Genomic DNA, 11790 nt, shown 5'->3' with positions numbered 1-11790 from the left:
GTTATCCACCGCCAATCGCGACGGTAAAATGGATATCTCAAGTGTCTACCTGGATATCAGTCTTGCGAGACACAAAATTACGAGACCTTTGCGCGAAAACTGGTAGAGGTCGAGGCCATTCCTTTTCAGTGTACACGGCTCATGACATCCTCCATCAGTTTTCGCGAACGCATTGCCCTCTATGCCCTTCTGACCTCGCTGACTTCCCTCAGCATCGACGCGCTCCTGCCAGGGTTACGCCAGATCGGAGAGGAGGTCGCTGTCGCACCGCCGCTATCCACGCAGCACATTATATCGCTCTTCATTTTCGGCATGGCGTTCGGGGAACTGCTCTTAGGGCCATTATCGGATACGATGGGGCGCAAGAAAGCGCTCGTGCTCGGCCTCGGCGTTTATGCCGTTGGAACCATCATTGCCATGTTTGCCGGATCGCTCGAAATCGTGATCTTTGGCCGATTCCTTCAGGGCGTGGGTGTGTCTGGCCCAAAGATCGCAACGCGCGCCATGATCCGCGATCAATTCGAGGGTGACGCGATGGCGCGCGTCATGTCTTTCATGTTCACGCTCTTCATTGTCGTCCCGATGCTGGCCCCCGCCTTGGCACAGGGTGTGATCTCCCTTGCCGGGTGGCGCAGCGTCTTCGGCATCTATCTCGTGATCGCTGTACTGCTCGGCCTGTGGCTGGCTATGCGACACCCGGAAACCCTACCAGCTGAAAGACGCGTTGCCTTCCGGCCGAAACTTCTGTTCAGGAATGGCCGACGCATCCTGTCGAAGCGCCGCGTCACCTTACTGATCATCTCCACCGGGATCGTGTTCGGGGCGCAGCTCCTCTATCTCAGCACGGCGGCCGACTTGTTTTTTTACACCTATGGGATCAAAGAAACGTTCCCATTTTATTTCGCAGTCCTGGCGACAGGGATAGGACTTGCCTCGTTTCTCAATGCGAAATTCGTGCAGCGGTTCGGCATGGAAGCCATGGCGCGTGCCGCCTTCATCGGATTGGCATCGGTCGGCCTTCAAATGCTGTTCGCGTCGATTTTATGGGACGGTCGCCTGCCTCTTGTCGCCCTGATGATGTTGGGGTTCTTGGCCTTCTTTGCCATAGGGATACTATTCGGCAATCTCAATGCCATGGCAATGTGCTCTCTCGGCCAGGTTGCGGGCCTGGGCGCATCGTTGATCGCGTCGGGATCGAGCCTCATTGCCACCCTATTCGCTATCGGAATAGGTAGCTTCCATGACGGTACGACCATGATTTTGGCAGTAGGTTTTTCTATCGCCGGCGTCAGCTCGCTAATTCTGGTGGAACTGGCGGTACGAGGTGACGCCTCGCCAGTCGAAGCGGCTCGATAAGCAAACCTCGCCCCGGCAGTACCGACTTGCGCCCGTTGGTCCCCTGGCTACGGGTGACGATGTGAGACGGTCCATCAAAAGTTCGTCTGACCCCATCAACCGACGCGTCGTGCTACGGAAAATCACAACACCGCGTGACTTGAAATTTCAGGTATGCGCGGTTGAATTCCGAAATTCCGAGCACGCATATGGACCTCTCGAAGATCAAGACGCTGATCGACTTTGTCGGACGATCGAACATTAACGAGCTGACCGTGACGGAGAAGGATGTGACGGTTCGGATTTTCCGCACGTCGCAGGGTCAGGAGGCTGCTGCCGAGCCTCGGCAAAAGGCGGGATCGACAATAAGCCTTGCCCAGGATGCCGGCTCCGATACGCCTTCGAGACCTGAGAAAACTTCCTGCGCGGTGAAGGCGCCCGTCTTCGGCGTTCTGCACCGCACCCCTGCGCTTGGGGAGCCGCCATTCGTCGCGATCGGTGACGAGGTGGAGGAGGGGCAGATCCTTTTCATCATCGAGGCAATGAAGGTCTTCAACAAGATCGCCGCGCCGCGGTCAGGGCGCATTACGCATCTCACCGAAATCGACGACGGCGAGGTCGAAACCGGCGACCTGCTCGCGGAGATTGCCTGATGTCGGAGACGCCTCAACAGTCCGCAGCCGGCCGCTTCGACACCGTTCTGATCGCCAACCGCGGCGAGATCGCAGCTCGGATTCAGCGCGCCTGTCGCGAGCTCGGCCTCAAGACGGTCGCCATCTGTTCCGAGGCGGATAGGAACGCGCCTTACGGCAGCACCGCAGACAGCTTTCTGTGCATCGGCCCGTCGAGTGCTGCCAAGAGTTATCTCAATCAGGATGCCATCCTTCTGGCTGCGCGCCTGTCCGATGCCGGCGCCATCCATCCGGGTTACGGTTTTCTATCGGAAAACGCCGCCTTCGCCGACGTCGTCGAAAAGGCCGGATTGGTCTTCATTGGTCCGACCGCTTCATCGATTGCAATCATGGGCGACAAGATCTCGGCAAAGCGGGCGATGATGGCGGCCGGCGTACCCTGCGTTCCCGGTCCGGATACCGCGTTGCCCGATGACCCCGTCTCGGTCGAGCGCATAGCGCTCGAGATCGGATATCCAGTCATCATCAAGGCAGCCGGCGGCGGGGGCGGACGCGGCATGCGCGTCGTGCAAACGGCCGACCTATTACATGAAGCAATTGCGTTGACGCGGGAAGAGGCCCGCAAGGCCTTCGGCTCACCCTCGCTCTACATGGAGAAATTCCTCCAGCATCCGCGTCACATCGAGATACAGGTTATTTGCGACGATCACGGCAATGCCGTGTGGCTGGGACACCGGGATTGCTCGATGCAGCGCCGCCATCAGAAAGTGGTGGAGGAGGCGCCGGCGGCGGGAATCGCGCCCGACATCATCCAGCCGGGTCGGCATGGCTTGCGTGCAGGCCTGCCTTCAGATCGGCTACCGGGGCCTCGGAACTTTCGAATTCCTGTATCAGGACGGCGCTTTCTATTTCATCGAGATGAACACGCGACTTCAGGTCGAACATCCCGTCACCGAGATGACGAGCGGTTTTGATATCGTCCAGGCGCAGATAAAGGCGGCTCAGGGTCATGTTCTGGACCTCACCCAAGGCGATGTGACATGCGAGGGCCATTCCTTCGAATGCCGCATCAACGCCGAGGATCCGGAAACCTTCCTGCCATCGGCGGGTATCGTCATCCATCTGGCTTTGCCTGCGGGGCCGGGCATCCGCGTCGATACGCATATTCATGCCGGCTACAAGGTCTCGCCCTACTACGATTCGCTGATCGCCAAGCTGATCGTCCATGCGCCGACGCGGGCGGAAGCGATGGCAAGAATGCGCGAAGCGCTTGCCGGCACGGACGTCGAGGGAATTTCCACCAATATCCCCTTCCTGCGCGCTCTGTTCGAGGACGGCGCGTTCGCGCGCGGCGAGACGGATATCCACTATCTCGAACAATGGCTGAAGCTGCGGAGGGCGGCATGAGCTCGATCGATTTCAGCGATCCGGCGACCATCGCATTCCTCACCGACGCGTTGACGGCCGCCGGCGTGGACGGTCTGGAAATCTCCCGGCCGGGCGGACAGCTACGCATCGCTGTCGCCGGAAATGGCGGCGCCCGGATCAGCTCGGCAGAAGCGACACCACACGCTCCCGGCTCCGCATCGGCCGTCGTGAAGGCACCGATGGCGGGCCGCTTCTGCGTCGAGCACCCGGCCGCCTCCGCCAAGCCCCAAAATCTGCCGCGCTCCGTATCAGATGCGGATATCGTCGGCTTCGTCGGGGTAGGGCATATCCTTCTTCCCCTTCGCGCCGGCCGTTCCGGTGTTTTGACCAGGCTGCTCGCCGAGCCCGGCGCACTGGTCGGCTTCGGCGATCCTCTGGTCGAAATCGAGCTCCCATCATGATCGCCACGACGAGCAGAGACGCATCGCAACGCGAGATCGTTCCAGCCACCAAAAGCCGGGCGCGGGTTTCCTCGATCGGTGCCAGATCCTTCCTGCTCGAGGCGCCCGGCGACTTCGATCTCATCGCGCAGCGGCGGATCTGGGCCTTGTCCCAGACCGTGAAGGGCTGGGCGGACCTTGCGGAAAACATCCCAGGAATGACCAATCTGCTACTGATCTTCAAGGAGACGCCCGAAGATCCCGATGCGGTAGTCGCCCGGCTGCTGGAGGCATGGGAGAATGCGCGCAGCGTCGATCTCAAGGGCAAGACCATCGAGATCCCCGTCCATTATGGCGGCGAATATGCGACGGATCTTCCGGCCCTTTGCGATCGCTCCAGGCTCAGCGATCACGAAGTCGTCCGCATCCATCATGAAGCGACCTACAGGGTCTTCGCCTTGGGCAGTGCTCCCGGTTTCGGTTATCTGCACGGTCTCGATCCGCGCATCTACATGCCGCGAAAGACCGTGCCCTCGCTGAAGATGCCGAAGGGCTGCGTGACCATCGGCGGCATGCAAACCGGCGTCGCCATGCTTACGGGCCCCAATGGCTGGAATTCCATAGGCTTCGCGGCACTGGAGATGTTCGACCCCACGTCGCCGAGCCCCGCCATGATGGCGCCGGGAGATACGGTGCGGTTCCTGCCAGCAAGGATCGAGCTATGATCGAGATCGTCGAAACCGGCCCATTCAACACGGTGCAGGATCTTGGACGTCCCGGCTATCGCGATATTGGCGTATCGGCCAGCGGCGCGATGGATCCGCTTGCGGTCCGGATCGGCAACATTCTCGTCGGCAATGACGAAAATGCGGCCGCGATAGAGGTGCAGACCTTCCCGTTCAGCCTGCGTTTCGAGCGGCGCATCGTCTTTGCCGTTACCGGCGCCGACGGCAATCCTCACCTGGACGGGACGGAGCTGCTTTCCTGGTGCGCCTACGTCGCGGAGCCTGGGCAGGTTCTCGAACTGAAGCAGCCCCCACGGCTCGCACGCTCTTATATTCCGGTCGGAGGGGGGCTGGATATTCCCGTTGTCATGGGCTCGCGAAGCACGTCCCTGCGCGGCGGCTTCGGGGGTAATGCCGGCCGGCCTCTGGCGACGGGCGATCGGATCGCGGTCGGCGAGGATGCAGAGATCGTCATGCTGCTGGCCCCCGGTCTGGCCGTCGTCGAACCGGCCGTGGCGCTGCGCAATGTCTTCCCGGTGCCCGTCGACGGCGCATTGCCGATCCGTGCCCTGCCGGCCGGCGAGCACAATCTTTTCGCAGGCGATGGCGAAGCTTTCTGGAGCCAGACCTGGAGGATTTCCTCCCGAAGCGACCGGACGGGCTACCGGTTGTCAGGCGAACCAATCAAGCCGACGGCGTCTATCGAGATGCGCTCCCATGGCGTCGTGCCCGGCGTGATCCAGGTTCCGCCTGGCGGCGAACCGATCGTCCAGATGAGCGATGCGAACACCGCCGGCGGATATCCGAAGATCGCCGGCGTGATCGAATGCGACCTGTGGCGGCTCGCGCAAGTCCGCATAGGCGCCCGTCTGAGCTTCGTTCGGTCGACGCATGCAGAGGCGCGTGCGGTGGAACAGGCTGTCGCCCGCTATGTCGACGACGTCAGGCAAACATCCCGGATGGTCAAGCGCGCCCTGAAGGCAATGAAGTGACGCGTGTCGCCGAAAACGTGAAGCGGTCTTGGGACGACGACATGCATGAAAACAAAGAGACAACGGCCGTCAAAGGAAGAACTGATGAAGATAGATCTGAACTCCGACATGGGCGAAGGATTTGGTCCCTACCGGCTGTGTGATGACGAAGCGATGATGAAACTCGTCTCGTCGGCCAACATCGCCTGTGGTTTCCACGGCGGCGACCCCGATACGATGGGGCGCATGGTCCGGCTTGCGAAACTGAACCGCGTCGGCATCGGCGCGCATCCGGGCTTGCCCGACCGGCTGGGGTTCGGCCGGCGCGAAATACCGTCTCAGGCGGACGAGCTTCGCCAGCAGATGCTTTATCAGCTCGGTGCCCTGATGGCGATCGCCAGAAGCGAGCGTGTCGCCGTGTCCCATATCAGCTTCCATGCGGCCATGGGCAATATGGTCAACCGCGATCCTGTCCTCGCCGACCTAATGATGGATGCGATCGCCACCGTGGACGCCAGCCTCGTCGTCTTCGCAACACCCGACAGCGAAATCCAACAGGCGGCCAGACGCGCGCACTTGAAGACGCTGGCGCTTTTCCTTGCGGACCGGGCCTATGACGCCGGCGGCAGGCTTGTCGCGCGCGGGCTCACTGGCGCCGTCATCAAGGACGAAGCCTCGGTGCGCGCGCGCGTACGACGATTCCTCCTCGAAGGAACCGTCGAGACGATCGATGGAGCCGTGATCGCGATGGCGGCCCGCTCCATTCTCGTCCACAGCGACACACCCGGCGCCTTGGAGCTTGCCGGCATCGTGCGCGGCGAGATCGAAGCCACGGGCGGCATGCTCGCTCCTGCCGCCGAACTCGCCGACTGACGCAATCCTGATCGCCTGCGGGCGGTTTTTCGTTCCAATCTCTCATCGAAGGACCATCTTGATGTCCGCCATAGCCGACCGCCTGAAAAACGTCTCCATATCTGCATCCGCCGCCATGACCCAGCGCGCCAGGGAACTGGCCGCCAATGGGATCAAAGTCGTCAGCCTCTCGTCCGGCGAGCCGGATTTCCCCACCCCGGCGCACGCGATCGAGGCGGCTCATGCGGCAGCTCTTGCGGGCGATACGAAATATCCTCCGATGGACGGTACGCCGGCGCTCAAGTCCGCCATCATCAGGAAGTTCAAACGGGACAACAATCTCGACTACGATGCCAGCCAGATCGTCGTGTCGGGCGGTGGCAAGCAGGTGATCTTCAATGCCATGCTGGCAACCTGCAATCCAGGCGACGAGGTCGTCATTCCCGCGCCCTCCTGGGTCAGTTATGCGGATATCGTCAAATTCGCCGGCGGCGTCCCGGTCGCCGTTCCCTGCCACGAGGAGACCGGCTTCAAGTTGCGTCCGGAGGATCTGGAGGCGACGATCACGCCGCGCACCAAATGGCTCTTCCTGAATTTCCCGAACAATCCCACTGGGGCCGCCTGCCCCCGGGCGGAAATGGCTGCGATCGCCAAGGTCATGCTGCGTCATCCGCATGTCTGGATCATGACCGACGATATCTACGAACACCTGGTCTATGACGACTTCCAGTTCTGCACGATCGCGGAAGTCGAGCCCAGGCTCTATGAACGCGTCCTGACGATGAATGGCGTCTCCAAGGCTTACGCGATGACAGGCTGGCGGCTCGGCTTTTGCGCCGGGCCGAAAGACCTGATCTCCGCCGTCAGCAACGTCAACGGACAGAATGGCGGCGGCATCGCGACGCTGACGCAGGCTGCGGCGCTCGCTGCCCTAGATGGGCCTCAGGATCTCTTGAAGGAGCGCGCCGCGATCTACAAGGAAAGACGCGACTTCGTCCTCGACAAATTATCGGAAGTGGACGGTCTGCGCTGCCATAGGCCCGAAGGCGCCTTTTACATCTATCCCAACATTTCCGGTTTGATCGGCAAGACCAGCAAGGGCGGGCGAAAGATCGAAACCGATGTCGATTTCGTCATGGGGCTCGTGGAGGAGCATCATGTCGCGACCGTGCAGGGAGCAGCCTACGGAATGAGCCCCTTCTTTCGCATTTCCTACGCTACGAGCATGGAGCAGCTCGGCGAAGGATGCGCGCGAATAGCCCAGTTCTGCAGGGATATGCGCTGATCGGCAACGCGTTTCAGCTTTTCAGCCGCGCTGTCAGCTCGAGAAGGATGTCCCGGACGGCAAGGGCAGGTTCCGACAAGGGGTTCTGGTCGGAAACGCAAAGCGACAGGGTCTCTTCGATCCGCGGCGAGACGAGCCGGCGGATCAGCGGCTCGCTCGATTCCAATACGATGCGATCGGCGATGGCTTTCGGCATGATCGTCGCGCCGAGACCGCTTTCCACCGCGCGGGCGAGCGTGCGGACGATTTCGACTTCCGCCACGACTTTCAGGTTGGTGCGCGTGCGCGTGAAGGCGGTATCGACCGCGCGACGGACGAAATTATAGGCTGGCGGCAAGAGCAGCGGTATTCCGTCGAGAGCATTGACCGGAACGGGTTTCACATCCGCTTCGATCGCAAAATCCCGATGCGCGACAAGGAAAAACTCTTCGCTCAGGATCGGTTCGAACCGGACGCCCTTGATTGGTCCGGTTCCATGGAGAAGCGCCATCTCCAGCCGGCCATTCATGATCATCTGGCTATAGGTCTGGCCGACGCTTTCGGTCAGGTGCAGCAGGATACCGGGATGTCGTTTCCGGGTCTCCGCCAGGAGGTCGACCGACAGCGTGGCGGCACTGCTGAAGGGCACGAGCCCAACGGACACGCGCCCGGCAAGCGAATTGCCGGCTGCCGATGCATCCGCCTGCGCCTGCTCCATCTGCCGAAGGATAATCTGCGCATGGCGATAAACTGCTTGTCCCGCATCGGTCATGCTGACGCCTTGCTGGCTGCGGATCAGCAGCTTGTGGCCGAAATGCTCCTCCAGTGCTGCAAGTTGCTGACTGAGGGCCGGCTGGGCGATATGCAAAAGGTCCGCCGCTCGCGTGATGCTGCCGCTGTCGACGATCACGATGAAAGATTTGAGGCGTCTGATATCCATGAGGATCGGGGTACCGTTCTGATCTGCGCGGCTGGCATGTTTGCAGACGCGCATTGCTTTTGCAACGCGACGCAGTCACCAGCCTCCGGGGGACTGCCTGAGGCACGGACGCCGCGAGACGATGCCGCCACTATTCTTCAGCAGCCGGTCTCGGCTCCATAACCGTTGCTTATTGCTCCAGAGATAATCGGTCTTAGGCAAGGGGTTTAAGCTTCGCTACTGTCCGGATCAATAACAAGGGAACGACAATGCCATTTTCCGACTACAAGACCGCACTGGTGACCGGCGCATCCTCCGGCATCGGCGCAGCCGTGGTAGAGCGGCTCCGCCGGGAGAACATCGAGGTCCATGCCGTTGCCCGCAGCGCCGACGCGCTGCAGCAGCTCGCCGCACGGACGGGCTGCATCGCCCACGTCATTGATGTGACCGACCGTCAGGCCATGGCCGAGCTCACGCGTCGGGTGGAGTTCGATATTCTCGTCAACAACGCCGGTGTCGACCGGCCGAAGAAGTTCCTGGAAGCCGACGAGGGCGATATCGATCTCATTGTCGATATCAATCTCCGTGCGGTCCTGCACATCTGCCGCATGGTCGTGCCCGGCATGGTGGCGCGAGACCGCGGGCACGTCATCAACATCTCGTCGATCGCCGGCGCCTACAATTTTGGCGGCAACTCATCCTATCACGCCACCAAAGCAGGGGTGAGCATGCTGTCCAACCAGCTGCGTATCGACGCTTTCGGCAGGCGGGTACGGGTTACGGAAATCTGCCCCGGTCGGGTCGCCACGGATATCTTCAATCACGTCCACGGCGATGACCCAAGCGTCCGAGAACGGTTCATCGACGGCTTCGAATTGCCGCAGGCAGCCGATATCGCCGATGCGATCGCCTTCGCCATAGCAGCCCCCGTGGCCGTCAACATCGGACACATGGAGATCACGCCCACGCTACAGGTCATGGGCGGCCTGCAGACGGCGAAGCCTCAGCCTTCGGCGAAGACAGATCAATCCGGGGAGCCGAACCCGTGAGCGGTTTCGACCTTTCGGCAATCCTGGGAAATCCTGAGTATGCCGCCATGCTGCTGCATGGCATCGAGATGACTTTCATCATCTATGCCGGCTCCTGGTCGCTGGCGATGGCGCTTGCGCTTCTGCTGCTGGGTTTGCGTTTGTCACCCTTTCGCTTTGGCGATCCGTTAGTAGCGGCTTACGTATCCTACCACCGGAACGTTCCCACCCTGGTTCAGTTGATGCTGTGGTACTTCGGGATTTTCACCCTGATGCCGAGCGGGGTAGCGACATGGCTGGCAATCCATAATGCGGAGGCCATCTTCGCGGTGATCGGGCTCGGGCTCTGCCAGGCGGCCTATTTCAGCGAAGATCTTCGTTCGGGCGTGCGCTCGGTCAGTCCCGGCCAAATGCAGGCAGCTCGCGCGCTTGGCCATGGGTATGTTTCCGCGATGCGCTTCGTCATCATGCCGCAGGGCGTGCGCAACGCGCTGCCGCCGCTCATCAATCACAGCGTTTCCCTGTTCAAGAATAGCAGTCTCGCCGTCGTCATCGGAGCGTCGGAGCTGACGCATGCCGTCAAGGAAATCGAGAACCTCAGTTTCCGGACATTCGAGATCTACCTGATCGGCACAGTTCTCTACCTTTTCTTCTCGCTCGTGATCATGAGCATCGGCGCCTATCTATCGATGCGCGCAGATCCTGCCAGGAGCGCGCGCGCATGATCCACGACATGATCGCCATCATCCGAGACTACTGGCTGCTGCTGCTGATCGGCCAATATCCCAACGGACCGCTTGGCGGGCTCGCCAATACGCTGATCCTTTCGGCGCTCAGCATCGCTCTCGCCTTTCCGGCCAGCATCATGTTCGCATTGGCGCGGCTCTCCAAGTCGCCGCTGCTGCGCTGGCCGGTGACTGCGCTTGTTTATTTCACCAGAGGCGTGCCGCTGCTGATGCTCATCCTGTGGAGCTACTTCCTCGTTCCGCTGCTGAGCGGCGCGGATGTGCCGAGCTTCGTCACGATGCTGACGACACTCGTGGTCTATCAGAGCGCGTTCCTCAGCGAAGTCGTCCGTGCTGGCATTGTCGCGCTCGGATCGGGCCAGATGGACGCGGCGCGTGCGCTTGGCCACAATTATATCGGTGCTATGCGCTTCATCATCCTACCGCAGGCGCTCTACAACATGATCCCCAGCATCATCTCCACCTTCGTCTCGACGATCAAGGACACGACGCTCGGCTACGTGATCAACGTGCCGGACCTGACCTTTGCGGCAAGCCAGGTCAACAACCAGCTCCTGACGCAGCCTTTCCAGGTCTTCCTCATCCTCGCGATCGTATACTTCGCCATCTGCTGGACGCTCACCCACTTCGCAAATCGCCTCGAGCGGCGCATCACGCGGCGGCGTGCGGGACTTTCCGGCCTTCCTGCCGCCGCCTTGGTCGCGCCATCGAAAATCATATCGGAGCAGCCATGACCATGTCAGTTTCAGCGCAGGAATTGCAGACGATCCGGCTTTCGCAGGTCTGCAAGAGCTATGGCGACTATCCGGTCCTGAAGGATATCGATGCGCAAGTGTCGCGCGGCGAGGTCGTGGTCATCTGCGGGCCGTCCGGTTCGGGAAAATCCACGCTGATCCGCACGATCAATCGCCTCGAGGAAATCAACAGCGGATCGATTACGCTCGACGGGCAAAACATTCACGCCGCCATGCGGGCAAAGGAACTCAACGCGCTGCGCAGCCGGATCGGCTTCGTATTTCAGAACTTCAACCTGTTTCCGCACCTTTCGGTCGTCGAAAACGTCTCGATGTCGCCGATCCGGGTGAAAGGCGTGGCGCCTGACGTCGCCCAGGACAAGGCGCTCAAACTTCTCGAACGGGTCGGCCTCGCCGACAAGGCCCGGGCCTATCCGGGTCAACTGTCAGGCGGCCAGCAGCAGCGGGTGGCAATCGCCCGCGCCCTTGCCATGGAACCGCCGGTGATGCTGTTCGACGAGCCGACAAGCGCGCTCGATCCTGAAATGGTAGGCGAGGTGCTGGCCGTCATGAAGAACCTGGCGTCCGAAGGCATGACCATGCTCTGCGTCACCCATGAAATGGGTTTCGCGCGCGACGTCGCGGATCGGGTCTGGTTCATCGATGCGGGCCAGATCCTCGAAATGGCGACCCCCGAGGAGTTCTTCAACAATCCCAGCCATCCCCGTGCGCAGCGTTTCCTCGCTGATTTGCGGCATTGATACCAACCACCAATA

12 protein-coding genes and 1 pseudogene are annotated in these 11790 nt (G+C 61.0%); 12 read left to right on the top strand and 1 reads right to left on the bottom strand.

Going from position 1 to position 11790, the window contains the following annotated elements; genetic code table 11:
• Positions 1–141: 141 nt before the first annotated feature.
• The 8 genes and pseudogenes from ACZ9BX_RS23235 to ACZ9BX_RS23200 all read left to right on the top strand — a co-directional run bounded on the left by ACZ9BX_RS23235 (position 142) and on the right by ACZ9BX_RS23200 (position 7608).
• On the top strand, positions 142–1356 hold the full coding sequence (locus tag ACZ9BX_RS23235) for a multidrug effflux MFS transporter (protein ID WP_476220386.1): 1215 nt from the start codon (positions 142–144) through the stop codon (positions 1354–1356).
• A gap of 188 nt (positions 1357–1544) precedes the next feature.
• Positions 1545–1988, top strand: a complete 444-nt coding sequence (locus ACZ9BX_RS23230) for an acetyl-CoA carboxylase biotin carboxyl carrier protein (RefSeq protein ID WP_476223011.1) — start codon at positions 1545–1547, stop codon at positions 1986–1988.
• Positions 1988–3374, top strand: a pseudogene (locus tag ACZ9BX_RS23225) (acetyl-CoA carboxylase biotin carboxylase subunit). The gene ACZ9BX_RS23230 and the pseudogene ACZ9BX_RS23225 overlap by 1 nt, the downstream one beginning before the upstream one ends.
• Positions 3371–3796: an acetyl-CoA carboxylase biotin carboxyl carrier protein gene (locus ACZ9BX_RS23220; RefSeq protein ID WP_476220385.1), complete on the top strand. Its 426-nt coding sequence runs from the start codon at positions 3371–3373 to the stop codon at positions 3794–3796. Before ACZ9BX_RS23225 ends, ACZ9BX_RS23220 begins: the two are co-directional and overlap by 4 nt.
• Positions 3793–4500, top strand: coding sequence for a 5-oxoprolinase subunit PxpB (gene pxpB, locus ACZ9BX_RS23215; RefSeq protein WP_476220383.1), 708 nt, complete (start codon positions 3793–3795; stop codon positions 4498–4500). The genes ACZ9BX_RS23220 and pxpB overlap by 4 nt, the downstream gene beginning before the upstream one ends.
• A complete protein-coding gene (locus tag ACZ9BX_RS23210) occupies positions 4497–5492 on the top strand; it encodes a 5-oxoprolinase subunit C family protein (RefSeq protein WP_476220382.1) in 996 nt (331 codons plus the stop codon). The genes pxpB and ACZ9BX_RS23210 overlap by 4 nt, the downstream gene beginning before the upstream one ends.
• 84 nt (positions 5493–5576) lie before the next feature.
• On the top strand, positions 5577–6344 hold the full coding sequence (locus tag ACZ9BX_RS23205) for a 5-oxoprolinase subunit PxpA (protein WP_476220380.1): 768 nt from the start codon (positions 5577–5579) through the stop codon (positions 6342–6344).
• A gap of 61 nt (positions 6345–6405) precedes the next feature.
• Positions 6406–7608, top strand: a complete 1203-nt coding sequence (locus ACZ9BX_RS23200; RefSeq protein ID WP_476220378.1) for a pyridoxal phosphate-dependent aminotransferase — start codon at positions 6406–6408, stop codon at positions 7606–7608.
• A 13-nt stretch (positions 7609–7621) separates the two neighbouring features.
• On the opposite strand, the gene nac is transcribed toward ACZ9BX_RS23200, so the two are convergent.
• Positions 7622–8581, bottom strand: a complete 960-nt coding sequence (nac, locus tag ACZ9BX_RS23195) for a nitrogen assimilation transcriptional regulator NAC (RefSeq protein ID WP_476220377.1) — start codon at positions 8579–8581, stop codon at positions 7622–7624.
• 194 nt (positions 8582–8775) lie between these two features.
• Here nac and ACZ9BX_RS23190 point away from each other — a divergent pair, with 194 nt between their 5' ends.
• The 4 genes from ACZ9BX_RS23190 to ACZ9BX_RS23175 are packed head-to-tail and all read left to right on the top strand — an operon-like array spanning position 8776 to position 11775.
• Complete coding sequence (locus ACZ9BX_RS23190) at positions 8776–9555, top strand: SDR family oxidoreductase (RefSeq protein ID WP_476220375.1); 780 nt, start codon at positions 8776–8778, stop codon at positions 9553–9555.
• Positions 9552–10259: an amino acid ABC transporter permease gene (locus ACZ9BX_RS23185; RefSeq protein ID WP_476220374.1), complete on the top strand. Its 708-nt coding sequence runs from the start codon at positions 9552–9554 to the stop codon at positions 10257–10259. Before ACZ9BX_RS23190 ends, ACZ9BX_RS23185 begins: the two co-directional genes overlap by 4 nt.
• The gene (locus tag ACZ9BX_RS23180) at positions 10256–11014 is read left to right on the top strand and encodes an amino acid ABC transporter permease (RefSeq protein ID WP_476220373.1); all 759 of its coding nucleotides are present in this window, start codon (positions 10256–10258) and stop codon (positions 11012–11014) included. The genes ACZ9BX_RS23185 and ACZ9BX_RS23180 overlap by 4 nt, the downstream gene beginning before the upstream one ends.
• Entirely contained in the window at positions 11011–11775 is a 765-nt protein-coding gene (locus tag ACZ9BX_RS23175) for an amino acid ABC transporter ATP-binding protein (protein WP_476220371.1), read from the top strand. The genes ACZ9BX_RS23180 and ACZ9BX_RS23175 overlap by 4 nt, the downstream gene beginning before the upstream one ends.
• The last annotated feature ends 15 nt before the right edge of the window (positions 11776–11790 follow it).

It is taken from the genome of Rhizobium sp. USDA 3886, from assembly GCF_056279785.1.
This window is presented reverse-complemented; position numbering and strand designations above follow the sequence as displayed.

Excerpts from the sequence above, each read along its gene's own strand:
- ACZ9BX_RS23235 (WP_476220386.1), top strand. The coding sequence starts at position 142 with ATGACATCCTCCATCAGTTTTCGCGAACGCATTGCCCTCTATGCCCTT.
- ACZ9BX_RS23230 (WP_476223011.1), top strand. The coding sequence starts at position 1,545 with ATGGACCTCTCGAAGATCAAGACGCTGATCGACTTTGTCGGACGATCG.
- ACZ9BX_RS23220 (WP_476220385.1), top strand. The coding sequence starts at position 3,371 with ATGAGCTCGATCGATTTCAGCGATCCGGCGACCATCGCATTCCTCACC.
- pxpB (WP_476220383.1), top strand. The coding sequence starts at position 3,793 with ATGATCGCCACGACGAGCAGAGACGCATCGCAACGCGAGATCGTTCCA.
- ACZ9BX_RS23210 (WP_476220382.1), top strand. The coding sequence starts at position 4,497 with ATGATCGAGATCGTCGAAACCGGCCCATTCAACACGGTGCAGGATCTT.
- ACZ9BX_RS23205 (WP_476220380.1), top strand. The coding sequence starts at position 5,577 with ATGAAGATAGATCTGAACTCCGACATGGGCGAAGGATTTGGTCCCTAC.
- ACZ9BX_RS23200 (WP_476220378.1), top strand. The coding sequence starts at position 6,406 with ATGTCCGCCATAGCCGACCGCCTGAAAAACGTCTCCATATCTGCATCC.
- nac (WP_476220377.1), bottom strand. The coding sequence starts at position 8,581 with ATGCGCGTCTGCAAACATGCCAGCCGCGCAGATCAGAACGGTACCCCG.
- ACZ9BX_RS23190 (WP_476220375.1), top strand. The coding sequence starts at position 8,776 with ATGCCATTTTCCGACTACAAGACCGCACTGGTGACCGGCGCATCCTCC.
- ACZ9BX_RS23180 (WP_476220373.1), top strand. The coding sequence starts at position 10,256 with ATGATCCACGACATGATCGCCATCATCCGAGACTACTGGCTGCTGCTG.
- ACZ9BX_RS23175 (WP_476220371.1), top strand. The coding sequence starts at position 11,011 with ATGACCATGTCAGTTTCAGCGCAGGAATTGCAGACGATCCGGCTTTCG.